This window comes from Bacteroides faecium (assembly GCF_012113595.1).
In the GTDB taxonomy this organism is placed as follows: Bacteria; Bacteroidota; Bacteroidia; order Bacteroidales; family Bacteroidaceae; genus Bacteroides; species Bacteroides faecium.
Window position 1 is genome coordinate 1,696,401 of the sequence record NZ_CP050831.1, and the last position, 16,157, is coordinate 1,712,557.

Annotated in this window: 9 protein-coding genes; 3 read left to right on the top strand and 6 right to left on the bottom strand. The window is 43.4% G+C overall.

Annotated elements, in window-relative coordinates:
• Positions 1 to 23: 23 nt before the first annotated feature.
• From BacF7301_RS05970 to BacF7301_RS05985, 4 genes are read right to left on the bottom strand one after another with little or no spacing between them, the layout of a single operon-like run.
• The gene (locus tag BacF7301_RS05970) at positions 24 to 2,177 is read right to left on the bottom strand and encodes a DUF4838 domain-containing protein (RefSeq protein ID WP_167961115.1); all 2,154 of its coding nucleotides are present in this window, start codon (positions 2,175 to 2,177) and stop codon (positions 24 to 26) included.
• Positions 2,152 to 5,118: a hypothetical protein gene (locus BacF7301_RS05975; protein WP_167961117.1), complete on the bottom strand. Its 2,967-nt coding sequence runs from the start codon at positions 5,116 to 5,118 to the stop codon at positions 2,152 to 2,154. The genes BacF7301_RS05970 and BacF7301_RS05975 overlap by 26 nt, the downstream gene beginning before the upstream one ends.
• Positions 5,119 to 5,146: 28 nt before the next feature.
• Complete coding sequence (locus BacF7301_RS05980; RefSeq protein ID WP_167961119.1) at positions 5,147 to 6,625, bottom strand: glycosyltransferase family 2 protein; 1,479 nt, start codon at positions 6,623 to 6,625, stop codon at positions 5,147 to 5,149.
• 5 nt (positions 6,626 to 6,630) lie between these two features.
• Positions 6,631 to 7,803 (bottom strand): HEAT repeat domain-containing protein, encoded by a 1,173-nt coding sequence (locus BacF7301_RS05985; RefSeq protein ID WP_167961121.1) that lies wholly within the window; start codon positions 7,801 to 7,803, stop codon positions 6,631 to 6,633.
• A gap of 324 nt (positions 7,804 to 8,127) precedes the next feature.
• Here BacF7301_RS05985 and BacF7301_RS05990 point away from each other — a divergent pair, with 324 nt between their 5' ends.
• The 3 genes from BacF7301_RS05990 (at position 8,128) to BacF7301_RS06000 (ending at position 13,446) form a co-directional block, all read left to right on the top strand.
• Positions 8,128 to 9,528, top strand: a complete 1,401-nt coding sequence (locus BacF7301_RS05990) for an LruC domain-containing protein (protein WP_167967120.1) — start codon at positions 8,128 to 8,130, stop codon at positions 9,526 to 9,528.
• Between the two features lie 115 nt (positions 9,529 to 9,643).
• Entirely contained in the window at positions 9,644 to 10,336 is a 693-nt protein-coding gene (locus BacF7301_RS05995) for a DUF6250 domain-containing protein (RefSeq protein ID WP_209319506.1), read from the top strand.
• Positions 10,337 to 10,371: 35 nt separating this feature from the next.
• A complete protein-coding gene (locus BacF7301_RS06000; RefSeq protein WP_167961123.1) occupies positions 10,372 to 13,446 on the top strand; it encodes a chondroitinase family polysaccharide lyase in 3,075 nt (1,024 codons plus the stop codon).
• Positions 13,447 to 13,796: 350 nt separating this feature from the next.
• On the opposite strand, the gene BacF7301_RS06005 is transcribed toward BacF7301_RS06000, so the two are convergent.
• Positions 13,797 to 15,053 (bottom strand): DcaP family trimeric outer membrane transporter, encoded by a 1,257-nt coding sequence (locus BacF7301_RS06005; RefSeq protein WP_167967122.1) that lies wholly within the window; start codon positions 15,051 to 15,053, stop codon positions 13,797 to 13,799.
• Between the two features lie 54 nt (positions 15,054 to 15,107).
• Complete coding sequence (locus tag BacF7301_RS06010; protein WP_167961125.1) at positions 15,108 to 16,052, bottom strand: tRNA-dihydrouridine synthase family protein; 945 nt, start codon at positions 16,050 to 16,052, stop codon at positions 15,108 to 15,110.
• Positions 16,053 to 16,157 lie beyond the last annotated feature (105 nt).

The window sequence follows — 16,157 nt, forward strand, 5'->3', positions numbered from 1 at the left end:
TGTCACTTTTTCGGGAGGACTTGTTATGGAATGAATGCTATTTCATCCACGCCAATTTGAGCTCCGGGCTTCTTTGTACCGATTATTTTTATACTTAACAACTCTGTTCCGTTCAAGTCGATGGGGACGATGGCTTTCACCATTTCTCCCTTTTCAACGGAATCTTCCGCATTTAGGTTTATTTTCTTATAACTTGCCCCGTCTCTCGATACCTCGATTTGTTGCGGTGCGTATATGCGATGCCTGGGGAGATTCAGGAAACTGATATAAACTGTTCCTGATTCATTGACTTCTTTCACAGGCAAGTCGATGGTACATTCTTCTTGCGGGAAGATGATCCAGCCGAAATGATAATTGTCGGGTAGACCGTGTGTGCCGTCTGTCAGTCTTTTCAGGCTGTTTTTATTCATCTTCGGAGTTGAAGACGGAGCAATTCCCAAGAATGAATTCTTCTTTATGTCGGAAGCAAGTATATATTGCTCCCATTCCTTTATATAATAGTCAATCTCATTGGACGACTCATTATAACAATCCATTCCGGCGAAGGCTTTATGTTCTTTAAGTTGGGTTATCCATTTCCGCGCCTGAGGATTCGCCTGGATTTCTTTTCCGTTTCGTTTGGCATATCCGTAGACGTCATAACTGTGGTCACGCCCCATTTCCAGCCGTGTAAAAGACAAGGCTGTCTGGAGCCCGTGAAGCTTTTTACGTTCCTGCCCTTTTGCGTCAGAAACAAAATCCCCCATTTCATCATAGAATTCGGTGAATTTCTCCGGGTTGAGGAATGAGTTTTCCGATTCCTGGATTCCTGCGTAAAGCCCCAGTTTCTTTCCTGACTGAGTGCTGTTCTCCAAGCCGATATAATAATCGTACAACCATTTCTTTGATACGGGATATTCCTGATTGAAATAGCTTTTTACCAAATCATCCACGGACTGTTCCGGATTAATAAGGAGTGCCGATAATACAAAAGTCCTCATTTCATCGAAAGAAGAGTAGTTGTATCCGCTTCCGTTGAAGAAGATGCCGCTGGCTCCGTTTTGCTTGAAAAACCGGAGTCGTTGTTGGGCTATCTTTAATATGGGAAAAGGAGTAAGGTAATCATCGAAGTTGTTGATATAATCCCATATATAGATATTCTTCGTTACTTTTTTCCAGTTCTCCAATTGCTGTGCAAACTTCTTTTCCTGCGCGTCTTTGCCGTCTATCCGGCGGAGCGGGAAGTCTATGGCGCTGACCATTACTCCGGCATTTGCCGGTAATGGCTTCTCAGTGGCTTGTTGCGTGCTCAGATAGGAAGTAGTAAAGAAGGTATGCTTCGGGAAGCGTTGTGCCAGGCGGAGTATCAACTCTGTGACGGCAGGCGTCGCATTCTTTTCTGTATTTCCCATGGCTGTACAGCTTGCGCATGTGCAGGCGTAAGGATTATCATCCGGTGCGATGACAAAGCGGGAATTCCCCTTTTCACCGAAGTTGTTCACGATGTATTCTTCAATCTGCCGGTACATCTCCGGGGAAGAAAAACAAAGCTGTGAGTCGTCTGTCTTCCCATGAATGGTGGCGTATACTTTGTCTACGTTGTCTCCCAGTACCTTCCGCAGGTTGTGTCCCCATATCCCCCAACTGTCGTCAAAGTTATTAAGCCCCATCACTCCCGTATAGTCGGGATTCAGGCCTGCCGGCGAGTAGATACTTTGATAATCGAAGGCAAAAGTGCCGCAAGTATCCGTCAGGTTGACGAGTGCCGGCGGAAGGTCGGAACCATCTATGCGAGGGTCTTCCTTGCTTATCTTTTTTATGAGTTGGTATTGCAGCCATAGCATTTGGCGGTCGTCAGAAGCCGTCAATCTAATATCCGAACCTTTGCGGGAGATTCTGAATCCTTCCTGCACCGTCGGGTCTATCTGGATGATAATATGCCACATCTCTTTCTCTGAAACTCCAAAAGCTATCATTTCATCGTCATTGGCACGTTTCTTGAGATGCTCGTACAAGTATTTTGCCCATCGGGTGTCCCGGTCGGTCGGGTCTTCCCCAATCGTGATTAGGTATCCTTCTTTCGATGGGAACATCTCCGTACGTGCCTGCATGCGGCAACCGGATAGCAGACAGCAAATGCATATCATTCCCGCCAATAGGGGGCAGAGCTTGTCAGAATGAGATATAGATTTGTGCATAGATGTTGTATAAGTTTTTATAACGTGTCGATATGGATTCTATCCGGTTGAGCGGACTGGTTCCTTTCACCGTATTCGTTTGGTTATAATAGGTATTCCAAGTACCCATTAATCCTATGGTAATGTTGGGGCTGACCATGTATTGTCCCCCTAAGCCCACCATTGTGTTGGTGTGCGAGAAGGAACCGGGCAAGGCATAATCCAGCACGGCTGTTTCCGGTGCCGAGCCGATGCTTGCCATGGCGTTGATATTCGTCTTTCCATCGTTGGCAGGGAAATACTTGGCGCCAATCTGGGCATTGTAATAGAAGTTGGAGTTGAAGAAGTGCAAGTCCAGTTTTGTATTCAGCCGGACTACTTCGATAGTCTTGGCTACTTCTCCACCAAGGGTCAGTAGGTTCGTCTTTGACTCGTCCCAACCGGTAAATAAGAACCCGTTCTCTCCGTTGCTGCCTGCGAAGAATTCATCATTCCATTCGTAATGCTTGTTGTAGGCGGCTACGCGTCTGTATCCCACGTGTGCGCCTATTTCCCAGTCGTTCTTGAGGTAATGCCTTACGGCAACATCGGCAGTAATATCCGGGAAGTATTTGTTGGCGAGCGCTGCGTTGACCGTAGCACTCCATTTGGGCGAGAAGTGATGTGTCCATTCCCCCTGTACCTGGATGCCGACTCCACCCGGTGTCTGTTCTTCGGCTTCCATGCTGTCGCTTGCCGAACCGCTTCGTCCGGCATAGTTGAGACGTCCCGTATAGGTGTTCTTTTGGTTTTTACGGGTGTACTCGGCACTTGCGACGGAAGTAATGATGTCTTCTTCTCCATAGCGTGCACGTAGATAAGTCAACGCTATCTCATTCTTGAGCATCATGCTTCTTAGACCCGATAAGTGGCGTTGGAAAGAGCGATATTCCATGATGGACGGCTCGTAAAACTTCTGATAATAGTAAGCTGAATCTGCCTGCCTGTTAGCTTCATATACGACTCCCTTAGTGTATTTCAGCGAACGGTTCTGGCTGTCATAAAGCAGGGCTGTATCGAGTACGGCGAGAGCCTGTTCAGGCTCTTTCGCTTTTGTCAACTGCAAGGCGCGGTATTCGCTGCTTTGCGAGAAAGCACCGATAATCTCCTTGTTGCTCGGATACTTGTTGAGTATCGGTTTCAAGAATTCCAAAGAAGCCTCATACTTCTTGTCACGTTCAAGAATAGTCGATCTTTTGGCTTGGAAGAACGGCTCTTCGGGATAGTAATTGATTCCCTGTTCCGTATATTTCTCGAATTCATCGTATTTTCCTAATAAGCCGGCGGAGTTGATAGCATACCGTAACCCCAAATCACTCGATGGATTCAGGCTGACGAGTTTGACCGCTTCGCTATATGCTTTCTTTGTAGCTCCCGCTTCCATGCACTTCTTGATATAAGGAACGGCTAATTCTTCGTATCCGATGACGTAGAAGATGCGCATATCCTCATCACTTTGCTCGATAGCGGATAGATAAAGTTGCAAAGCTTCTTCGGTTTTATCCATTTTATCGAGAATAAATGCCCTTTTCAACGTGCCGTTCTCATATTCCGGGAAGTGAAGGGTAATGGTATCCAAAGTAGCAAGTGCTTCGTTGTAACGTTTCATATTTATGTAGCAGCTCAACGCTTTTTCCCAGGCAGCGCCATTGACTTCATTGTCAAAATGCCTTTGGGAAACAAATAACACATGGGGCAATGCTTCTGCGTACAACCCGAGTTCCATTAACTTTTCCGCCTTCTTCATATGCTGCGCAGACATGGCTAATGTGATGTCATAGTCATCGGGATACATATCATACAGCTTTTTTAAGGCGGAATAAGCGAGGTCATCCTCGTTCATCTGGCGATAAAGCATATACTCTTTGTATAAAATACCTTTATCCGAATTGCCGTATTGCTTCTTGGCTTCCCGGATATAGAACAATGCATCGTCAGTATAGCCCCTTGTCACCGAGGTATTCAGCAGATAGTCCAACGCTTCTTTGTTCTTGTTTCCTCCTTCGTAGGCCATTCCATACAGTACATAGGGATCCCGTTGCTTTTCCGCACGGGCAGCTTCCATCAACAGGTCGTTATACATACGGCGTATGGCAGGACTGTTGTTTCTTCGCATTTGCTCGCGCATAAATGCTAACGCTTCAGGATAACGTGCCAATTCACCGAGGATAGAAGCTCTTTTTACGATAAGGGCGCCGCTGCCGGGGAGCACAGCCAAACCGTTTGACGTCCATCCTAAAGCTGCTTCCCGATTGCCTTCCTGCAAATGCAGGTTGATAATGTCCAGATAATATTCTTCATTATCGGGAGATACTTTGATTAGCTCCGTCAGCTTTTCAATCGCTTCTTTCCGGTTACCACCCTTCTTCATCTGCTGGTAGCCTATCTCCATACTGTAGATATAATCTTTTCTCAGAATGGTGTCGTTCGGGTAAATCTGGTTGATTCGTTTCAACAGGCGGTCGGCTTCCACATCGTTGTTCTGTTTGCGGTAAAGTTCAATCTTTCTCCGCCATAAACCTCGCCAATAAGGATTCACTTCCAACAATTCGTTCACATAACAAATCGCACTGGAATAATTCTCCGTAATATCTTCTACGTCTACCAGCAAATGCTTGGCATTGACGTTATTGTAATTGTCATCGACAGCTTTGACAAGATGGTAGCGCGACTGGTCGTAGTCCTTTTCGTGGAACCAGTACTTTCCCATAAGCCATTCAAGGTCAGAAACATTCGGATATTTCTGAAGCCCTTCGTCCAATATTTCTTTCCCCGCTTCCCACTCTTCGTTGGCAAAATGCTCTTGCACAATCTGGGCATATTGCTCCGGTGTCTGGAATCCTTTGTCAGTACCTACAGAAGAGGTGATCAGCAAAAGCAGACAGCCTAATATGGTAATCTTATGGAGAAACTCTCTGTTCATTCTATCTCGTTATTTATATCTTTCTAACTTAAATCGTTGCCGGTTCGGGTTTCATCGTTGCATCACCGCCGGTTCCGGTTTCGCTTCCTTTTTTCTGTTTGAATCCTGCCCGTTCCATCTTCTTCCACTTGAAGTCTCTGTTCGTCAGATAACTGAGGTATCCTCTCAAAGAGCAGAAAGTGATGATAGGGTGATAGAAAATCGGTTCCAATATCGACGCAATGATAATCCACAGGTATTCATACCCTCTCTTATAGAGCATCCCGACATAATAATCGTAGGTGATAACGACAATGGAGAGGAACTGGCAGAACGTGTAGATTGTCAGATAAATCATCCATGCCGTATTCCAGTTGACCGCTCCCGTGAAGGCCAGGTAGAGGAATACTATCAGACCTGTCAACTCGATGATGGGTGCCAGAAGTTCAAAGATGAACATATAGGGCAGCGTGAGCAGTCCCATCTGCTTATAGGTCTTATTGAATATCATTTTATGATGGATACTCAGCGTCTGAATCAATCCGCGTGCCCAGCGGGTACGTTGACGGTAAAGCATCGCGAGGTTAGGCGGTCCTTCCGTCCAGCAACAGGTATCCGGAATCTGCACAATCTTGTAAGGGCGCGAGAAGTCGCACATATATCCTACCATGCGGGTAATCAAATCCATGTCTTCCGCAAAGGACGGAGCATCGTATCCACCGGCCGCAATAGCTACGGAACGGTCAAAAAGCCCGAATCCACCGGATACATTCGGCATGCCGTTGATGGCAGACCATCCCATCTTGCCAATCAGGTATGAACGCATATATTCCAAGTTCTGGAAAAGCGGAATCGGGGTACGGGGAGTCCTGACGTCAACAATCTGCCCGTCTTTCACTACACATCCGTTCGCCATCAGCATCGTTCCGCTGACTGCAATCACTTGCTTGTCCGAAGAGATAATCGGTGAGATACAACGGTAAAGAGCGTATTTCTCCAGGATACAATCCACATCCGTACAGATAAAGTAAGGATATGAAGAGACGTTGATACCTGCATTGGATGCGTCCGCCTTGGTTCCACCGTTTTCTTTGTCGACGATGATGAGCTGGCTGTATTTTGGATTCGTCGACTTCAAAAGTCTTCTGAATGGTTTGGTCTTGATTCGTTCGATATATGCATATGGCACTTCTACCAGTTCATAATGCTCGATCATTTTCTCCAAAGTGCTGTCCGTGCTGCCGTCATTTACAATGATTACCTCGAAGAGCGGATATTCTAACGCAAGCATGGAGTTGATATTGTCGATGATTGTCTTTTCTTCATTGTAGGCAGGAGCAATCACCGAGATGCCGGGTGTGTAAGGAGATTCTTTGATTGTCTTCCGCATATAACTTTCCACATAATAATCTTTTCTCCGTTTCAGCGAAATGAAAGAGAGGAAAGCGAAAGTGACAAAGCTTATCGCCAGCATACTCGTATAAAAGAATACGAAATAATTGAAGAATGTAAATATAATATCTTTCATGCTCTCTAATTTAACTGGTTGATTAACGGATGCTTCGTATGGGCGAACAATATCGCAGTGTGAGAATCAGCTTTTCGCTCCAATTGATCGAAGGTTTTTCTTCCCATGGCGCTATAGTCATATAGGGCTTTCAGTATTACCCGTTTCGTTCCCCAATTGTCTGCTTCATCGTAAGCATTGTAAAGAAATCCCAAGGCTTTGTCCGTTTTCAGGTCTGCAATGGCTGTGATGATTTGCCGCTTGACTTCTTCCGGTTGTACATGATACATTTCAATCAACTTGGGTTCTATTTCCTTGTATTTTAGTTTTCCTAAAGTTTTTATCGCTTCGCCCCGTATTTCCGTAGAGCGCGCGTTGATTTGTTTTGCTAAAATCGGTGCACTTTCTGTTTCGTTATATAGTCTGATCTCATTAATAAAGAATATCTTAACATTTTCCTCGGCCGAAGTGTTTACCCATTTAATGAAACTTGGGGTATTATAACCTACCTTCTTACGATGTTCAAGGATGGCATGCAGTTCCATCATATCCCATTGCCTTAACTTCATGCTGATATCTTCGTCGAAGAAACGGAACGGATCTCCCTGGCTTAACCACATATAAGTATAACGTGCCGAATTTCTCAACTCCATCTCGCGATGGTAGAGGAAACGTACTAGTACGGCTTCGGAAGCATATCCGTTGATGGACTGAATAAGTTTCAGGGCTTGTATCTTAGCTCTTTTAGTCCCGAACTGGAGTTCACGTTCGAGAAAACGTGTTATCTGGAATACGGTTTGTATAGATTGGTAGTTGACCTCATTGATTTCATCCTCATGTACACTCTTAATTTCCGTTAATAGCTGAGTGATGATGCGTAGTTCGGCAGGCTTGGGGCGTTTTTTCGTATCGTATGCTAACCTGTCCGCTATCTCTTCTTCGTTTAATGCATTGGAATCTAATGAGATAGCCTTCATTTCTTCATAATACTTATCGAACGCTTTATTATATCTCCGTTTTTCTTTCCGTCTTTTGAATATACCATATATGATATGGAACATCAGGAACAAGTACGCAATAATGCAGAACATAACAGCGATTGAGCATATTCTTATGATCAGAGGATACCCTATAAACTTATAGTATATCCAATAGAAATAGTATTCTATGAAATCTATGCCATATAAAACCTGGTCCATTTCCCTTGAGATATTTATTAAAAAACTTGTATAATTCAAACAAATGCCTTACATTTGTTGTATTGTATGTTCTGCTGTATGCAAATATACTAAATAACTTGTATATATTAGCCATTGTTCATGAACAGGGCTTTTGGACGATATTTCAGACTTTGTGATTATATTCGATGAAAAGGATTGAAAACACAAATAAGGGGACTGAAAAGGTAATTAGACGTTAAAGATATTTTTGATTAGTTAACTAATGGGGCATGCCGATGCAAGTCAAACGGTATGATTCCATGGAATAATGAAACAAACAATAATTTAAACTTTGGAATAATGATGAAGATTAAAAATTTGATGTATGTCCTTATGGGGACAATGTTAGTAGCTACTTCGTGCTCAGACGCGGAGTTGGAGAATGGAAATGGGGGTTCGGGTACGGTTGATCCGGTTAATGCTTCGGCATTGGTAAATGTATACTCAGATAAGAGTGGTTCAGAAGCGAGTTTGCTTGCAGGTGATGTGCTTGTAAAGGATACTCGTGCTCTTACTCTGAACGTTCCTGTTGCTTGCGAGAAAGTGTATATGAAATATAATACAGTTTCGGGAACGGAAATTATGAAGGAATTTGCTTTATCTCCGGTTAGTCGTAGTGGAGATAATTTGGGCAAGGATTTCAATTTTGAAACTAATCGTTTGGCATCGGTTACGCTTGCGCTTCCTGAAGATGCAGTACAGCCGACAGATGAAACTGATGCTGGATATCTTTTCTATCATAACACAGGAGTGGTTATGTTTGAAGACGGCTGGCCTACAGAAATGGCTTCATGGTATGATGATGACTACAATGATGTCGTTTTCGAATATGATTTGAAAGTAACTGAATGCCAAAGTGCTGAACAGATGGCACTTCAAGGAAGCAAAGAAGAATTGTTGCTTACTTTGGATGTTCGTGCGGTAGGTGGTATATATCCGACTGCACTTGGTGTTGTTTTGGAAGGTTTGGATAAAAAATTTGTTGACCGAGTTACTGCAAGTCTAGTTTTGAAAGCCGGACAAGGAATGATGACGGATTTGGTAAAAAAAGAACTTTCTGCGGAGGATGTGGTTTTTATTAGAAAAGATGGCTGGAACTGGGATGATAAGCGTGTAGACGCTACAAAGAAACGTGTGGCTACTTTGTCTGTGGATAAGGCACAAGCTGAAGGTACAGTGATTGTATTGGATGGTTTGGTTGATTTAAAGGATGATAATACCAATATGTTCCAAGTGACAGTTGATGGTATGAAAGAAGGATTACCGATGTTGCGTGCCGAAGTTAGATTGATTGGTAAGGAAGGCTTGACGGGCGATGATAGAAATGCCCAGCTTGAAGCATTTAGAAGTCTTATTCTTGATACTAATAGACAGAATTTCTTTATTAAGGTAAAAGATACTACTAGTCCCGGTGCTAAAGATAAAGAAGTGCATATGAAAGGCTATGCGCCGACTTCTTCTTATAAAGCTGATTATGATGAACAAGTTCGTAACAATAGTTCTTTGGATGCAAATATTCCGTATTCTAATGTGAAGGGTTCTACTTGGGGTGTTAAAGTTCCGGTTGGTACACGTCATGCTTATGAAAGTGTTCCTTTTAAAGAAGCGTACAAGGAATTTCCTGATTGGGTAGATAGCAAAGGTACTACTAATAAAAACTGGTATGAGAAGTTTACTGACGAAAAAACAGTAAGATATTGGTAATATAATCTCTCGGTCAATACGTAATTTGAGATATTTTGTACAATTTGAACCCCTCTTTTTTCGAAAAGAGGGGTTTCTTTGTATCCGGAAGAACGATCTTTAAACTAATACCGTAATGATGAAGCGATTTTTTATTAGCTACAGCTTGATTACTTTTTTCTTTTTGAATAGTGCAATGCTCTTTGCGCAACACGAAAACTCCTTTGCCAAGCAATGGAAAACAGAAGACGAATCTCATGCCTTGCGGATAATAGAGCGTGCAGATACATTGGAACTGATTGTTCCCGGTGGCTTGACACTGTGGTATCAGCAACGTCTGACAGGGGATTATGAGATAAACTACCGTATCTGTATGGTAATGAAAGGCGGAAAGTACGACCGTCTGAGCGACCTGAATTGCTTTTGGGCAGCCAATGACCCTAAACATCCAGACAACCTTTTTGCCCGTAGCGAATGGCGGAATGGTGTCTTTAAAAACTACAATACATTGAACCTTTTCTACGTTGGATACGGGGGAAATGACAATTCTACGACCCGTTTCCGTCGTTACCGAGGTGAGTATTATGGAGTGGCAGACGATAAAGTAAAACCACTGTTGAATGAATATACAGACGCGCCGCATCTACTTGCTCCCAATCAATGGTATCAAATACAGATTCAAGTAAAAAAAGGAATAACGACTTATTCAGTGAATGACGAGGAGCTTTTCCGTTATTCTGTGACGGATGGCTTGGGAGACGGACATTTCGGCTTACGTCTATTACAGAATCACGTGTTGTTTACCGGTTTTAAAGTGACTACATTCTAAACTTGCATATAGAAAACTAATCAGATAATATACCTATGATGAAACAATCTTTTACCAGACTCGGAGTACTGACTCTATTATCCTTTTTATGTTCCGCATTTCTTCATGCGCAAGTAGTAACAGACGAACGACTGTTCTCTTTTGAAGAACCCCAGATTCCGGGCTGCATTACGAGTGTCCATTCCCAACTTTCCGTCTCCGATATACATTATAAAGACGGAAAACATTCGATGAAATGGGACTTTGAACCAGGTGGCATATTAGAACTCAAAAAAGACTTGAAGTTTGAAAAGAAAGATCCGACCGGTAAAGACCTGTATCTTTCAGCTTTTATAGTGTGGGTGTATAATGAAGAACCCCAAAATGCAACTATTGAATTTGAATTCTTGAAAGACGGGAAGAAATGTACTTCATTCCCTTTCGGTATCAATTTCAGTGGTTGGCGTGCCGCATGGGTTTGTTATGAACGGGATATGCAAGGTACGCCGGAAGAAGGTATGAACGAACTTCGCATTGTTGCTCCAAATTCAAAAGGAAGCCTTTTCATCGACCATTTGATTACTGCAACTAAAGTAGACTCCCGCCAACAGACTGCCGATTTGCAAGTGCCTTTTGTGAATCCCGGAACAAACAACCATTGGCTGGTTATCTATAAACACTCTCTTTTGAAGCCGGATATCGAATTGACCCCTGTCAGCGACAAGCAAAAGAAAGAAATGCAACTGTTGGAGAAGCGTTTCCGTGATATGAATTATACAAAAGGCAAGCTCTCGGACAAAGAAGTGGAGACTATCCGCAAAAAATATGATTTCTATCAGATTACTTATAAAAACGGTCAAGTATCAGGTGTACCTGTTTATATGGTACGTGCTTCTGAGGCCTATGAACGGATTATACCGGACTGGGATAAGGATATGTTAACCAAACTCGGTATAGAAATGCGTGCTTACTTTGATTTGATGAAACGGATTGCTGTTGCGTATAATAATAGTACTGCAAAACCCGAGCTTCAGAAAGAAATGAAGCAAAAATTCCTGGCTATGTATGACCACATAACCGATCAGGGAGTGGCTTATGGTAGTTGTTGGGGAAATATCCATCATTACGGGTATAGTGTTCGCGGATTGTATCTGGCGTACTTCCTGATGAAAGACGTACTTCGTGAAGCCGGTAAGTTGCAAGAAGCCGAACGCACATTGCAGTGGTATGCCATTGCGAATGAAGTATATCCTAAACCGGAAGGTAACGGCATTGATATGGACTCATTTAACACACAGACCACCGGTCGCATCGCAAGTATCCTGATGATGGAAGATACGCCGGAAAAGTTGCAATACCTGAAGTCTTTTTCCCGATGGATTGATTATGGTTGCCGTCCCGCTCCGGGATTGGCAGGCTCATTTAAGATAGATGGCGGTGTTTTCCACCATCGTAATCACTATCCCGCTTATGCCGTCGGTGGTTTGGACGGGGCGACTAATATGATTTATCTTTTCAGCCGGACAGAATTTGCTATCTCGGAACTGGCGCATGAAACGGTGAGAAATGTATTATTTGCAATGCGTTTCTACTGTAATAAGCTGAATTTCCCATTGTCAATGTCCGGTCGTCATCCCGATGGAAAGGGGAAATTAGTGCCGATGCACTATGCAATGATGGCTATGGCAGGAACTTCCGACGGAAGGTTTGGGTTCGATAAAGAGATGGCATCTGCTTATCTGCGTCTTGTTTCAGATACTTCTTCCAAAGAGCAGGAACCGGAATATATGCCAAAAGTATCCAACGCACAGGAACGGAAGGTTGCGAAGCTGCTTGTAGAAAAAGGTTTTCGCCCTGAACCCGAACCGCAGGGGAATCTGGCGCTTGGCTATGGCTGTGTATCTGTACAGCGCCGTAACAATTGGTCGGCAGTGGCTCGTGGGCATTCCCGTTATCTTTGGGCGTCGGAACATTATTTGGGGCACAATCTTTACGGACGTTATCTGGCACATGGCAGCCTGCAAATCCTGACAGCGGCACCGGGGCAGAGCGTTACTCCTGCCACAAGTGGGTGGCAGCAGGAAGGTTTCGACTGGAACCGTATCCCGGGAGTGACTTCCATCCATCTTCCGCTAGAACAGTTGAAAGCTAAAGTTTTGAATGTAGATACCTTCTCCGGCATGGAAGAAATGCTCTATTCCGACGAGGCTTTTGCCGGAGGATTGTCACAACGGAAAGAAAATGGCAACTTCGGTATGAAATTACATGAGCATGATAAGTACAACGGTTCCCACCGGGCACGCAAATCCTACCATTTCATCGGCGGAATGATTGTTTGCTTGGGCTCGGATATTGAAAATACCAATACGGAATATCCTACTGAAACGACCATATTCCAGTTGTCAGTAATTGATAAGGCAGGGCATGATTACTGGAAGAATTATCAAGGTGAGGGCAAGACATGGATCGATCATCTGGGAACCGGATATTATGTACCTGTTGCTGCTAAGTTTGAGAAAGCTTTTCCACAATATTCCCGTATGCAGGATACTGGTAAGGAAACGAAAGGAGATTGGGTTTCATTAGTCGTGAATCATGGAAAAGCTCCAAAAGGTGGAAGTTATGAATATGCCGTTCTACCACAGACGAATGAGGCTGCAATGAAAACATTCGGTAAGAAACCTGCTTATAAAGTCTTGAAGCAGGATTGTAATGCTCATATTGTACAGTCGCTGACTGATGGCATCTACTCTTATGTACTTTTTGAAACCCCTCAATCGGTACTTCCCGGTGAATTATTACAGCGCACGGATACTTCTTGCCTGGTGATGATTCGGAAAGAATCTCAGGATAAAATGCTGCTTACCGTGGCCCAACCTGATTTGGCATTGTATCGTGGAGCGAGTGACGAAGTTTTTGATAAAGATGGAAAACGGATAGAGCGCAGTATTTATTCCCGTCCATGGATTAATAACGAAAGTGGTGAAATACCAGTCACTGTTACCTTGAAAGGTAGATGGAATGTGGAAGAAACTCCTTTCTGCAAAGTCCTTTCGTCTGATAAGAAGCAAACGGTACTCCGTTTTACTTGCAAAGATGGAGCTAGTTTTGAAGTGGAACTACAGAAATAGAGTGAATTTGATAGAAACGAAAAGTGAAGTCCCGGACTAAAAAGTTGTTTCAAGTATTGGCTCTTTTTGTTTCAAGCCATGAAACAAAGTGTTCCACACCGAGAAACGAAGTGTTTCAAGTAGTGAAACGAAGTGTTTCACACCGAGAAACAAATAGTTTCAAATGGGGTTGAAACTTTTAGGAAGGAAGCGGATAAAGTAAAGGTGACAATAGAATGTTCTTCTTCATTCTATTGCACCTTATTATCATTATCTATTGTCACTTTTACTTGTTGATAATGTGCTGTTTAGATGCCAGAAGTGACGAGTGACAATAGTAATATGCAAAAAACTCTATGTAGAGGTATAGATTAGAACATAAACATAGCTACTGCTACAATACGGTTATTACAGACGGCATGAGTATCTATTATCTTTCCATCTGTTTTATCCGTTTTGCCATACCATGCCGAGCTCAGTGTATATTCCAAGCCAAATTTCCAATGAGGTACATTGTAAGTTAGTTCTGCTCCCGCAGTGACGAGTTGGTCGAGGTTTGTTCCCGTACCATATACTTGTGCTTTTCCATCCGGGGCATATAATTCATCGCTTGTTCCCAAGTTTTTAGCATAACCGACAAACACGCCCGGCTTCCATTTCTGTCCGTAAACAACGTTCAGCCAGGAACTGGAAAAACGTATCGGGGTATACTTCTGCTCTCCTGTACGTTCATTGACGGACTTTACTCCAAATCCGCCCAAACCGGAAATCTGTGTGAGATTAGAGCCCAGCACACTTTTAGCACCGACAAACCAATTCTTATTGGTGTATTTTACGTGTGCTTCATAAGAAAGCGTGGTAATCCGTTCGTCTACCTTATATTTCTTATCGTTTTCTCCGATTGATTCTGTGCGGGGCTTCAATGACAGCATCTCAATACCCGCACCGGCCAGTAAACCTCCATTCTTATAATCTGCTCCGATATAAACTTCGGGAACACAGCCTTTCTTTATGTACTCCTGACTTTTCTTGCTCTTTAGAGGGTTTTCCGGATCAATGCCTTGAGATAAATATTGCGACTGCCACACCGCTGCTCCTGTCAATTGGAAGTTTTTATGTGTGTAGCGGTAACGAATCTGCGGCGCACGGCTGAACGGTTGGAAAGGTGCCCCTACGGAAAGATTAAGAATCTGCGGTGAGACATCTCCGAACAACGGATGCCAGGTTTGACCAAGTAATAAAGCAGATTTGCCCCAATCCAAATTGAGATAAGCATGGCGGAGACGGACTACCGAATAAGAAGTACCTGTACCGCGGAAATCCACTTCCACTTTGGCGGACGTCTTGGCAGTTCCTAGTTTAGGACCGGCAACGTCTACTCCCAGGCGCGAATATAACGTATAGAAATTACTGTTCGGCGTTGAATTCAAGTCATTCCCGTCTTCGTCGCGTACCTTATCTTTGGGATACATATAAAACAACCCATCCACAGTTTCTTCATTAGCACGACTGTTATAATAAAAGTCTGTACGAATCTGTCCGTAGAATTTGAACTTGAAATCCTTCATCTGTGCAAAACTGCCCGAAACAGTTATCAGGCAAAGAAATAATAGAATGTATTTTTTCATCATGTGCTTGTTTATAAACGGGCGCAAAATTACATAAAATTACGGGTAATCAGCCTATCGTTGATTAAAAAAGGCACTGACAGCCTGATTATATTTGTTCAGACTTGTACTTTTATGAATAGCTTTCAATAGTTTCTTCTCTGCATTTGGCAATAAATATTCCCAAAAGGTCTTCATCTTGTTTAGAAGCTGTCCGTCTCCACCTTCAAGCTGCTCTGTGTATGCCGTGTATATGCTTTTGTGCATCGATTGTAGTTTTTGTACCATTTCATCGAAGCCAAGAACACGCCCGTGTCTATGCTCTAATGCCAGTGCCGGATTGGCGAGTAGCCCACGTCCTATCATAATCCCGGCTAATGAGGGAAATCTATCCTGAATTTGTTGAATATCTTCCAGATTGTTAATGTCTCCGTTATAAATAATAGGATGTCTGCACGCATCTTGAAAATCAGCGAACCCTTTGAGGTCTACTTCACCTTTATATTGCTGTTTTCCTAAACGGGGATGCATCGTGACTTGCCGCAATGGCAAATCATTAATAATAGGAGCCAGCTTGAGACATTCATCCGGATTTTCCCATCCCAATCTCATTTTTATGGAAAAACTGATTTGCGGATACTTCCGAACCAAGCTGAGCAGTGCTTCCACTTCTTCGGGATAAGGCAGGATGCCGGAACCGTTGTGGCGCTTTGCTAAAAGGGGGAAAGGACAGCCCAAGTTTATATCCGCTTCTTCATATCCTTTCTCGATGAAAAGAGAGAGAATCGTTTCTGCCTTCTCCATTGTCGGAGCTATCAATTGAGGAACTAAATGGGATACATGATTGTTTTCCGGTTCTATGCCCCGGACGTCTCTACGGCGGAAATCGCCTTTCTCGATTCGGACGAATGGGGTGTAATAAGTGTCTACACCGCCGAAACAGGCGGCATGTGCATTGCGGTAAAATACTTCGGTATAACCTTGTAACGGAGCGAAATGGATAGGCAGAGTTTCTTGCATGACATTTAATTTTGTTGCAAAGATACGGAAAAAGTAAAAGAGAGGAACCTCACGGCCCCTCTCTTTCAGGTGTTAAATTGATTAAAGTCTGATTTTCATATACGT

Bases quoted from the DNA above. Each gene is read 5' to 3' on its own strand.
- BacF7301_RS05985 (WP_167961121.1), bottom strand. From the start codon at position 7,803: ATGGACCAGGTTTTATATGGCATAGATTTCATAGAATACTATTTCTAT.
- BacF7301_RS06000 (WP_167961123.1), top strand. From the start codon at position 10,372: ATGATGAAACAATCTTTTACCAGACTCGGAGTACTGACTCTATTATCC.
- BacF7301_RS05980 (WP_167961119.1), bottom strand. From the start codon at position 6,625: ATGAAAGATATTATATTTACATTCTTCAATTATTTCGTATTCTTTTAT.
- BacF7301_RS06010 (WP_167961125.1), bottom strand. From the start codon at position 16,052: ATGCAAGAAACTCTGCCTATCCATTTCGCTCCGTTACAAGGTTATACC.
- BacF7301_RS05970 (WP_167961115.1), bottom strand. From the start codon at position 2,177: ATGCACAAATCTATATCTCATTCTGACAAGCTCTGCCCCCTATTGGCG.
- BacF7301_RS05975 (WP_167961117.1), bottom strand. From the start codon at position 5,118: ATGAACAGAGAGTTTCTCCATAAGATTACCATATTAGGCTGTCTGCTT.
- BacF7301_RS05995 (WP_209319506.1), top strand. From the start codon at position 9,644: ATGATGAAGCGATTTTTTATTAGCTACAGCTTGATTACTTTTTTCTTT.
- BacF7301_RS06005 (WP_167967122.1), bottom strand. From the start codon at position 15,053: ATGAAAAAATACATTCTATTATTTCTTTGCCTGATAACTGTTTCGGGC.
- BacF7301_RS05990 (WP_167967120.1), top strand. From the start codon at position 8,128: ATGAAGATTAAAAATTTGATGTATGTCCTTATGGGGACAATGTTAGTA.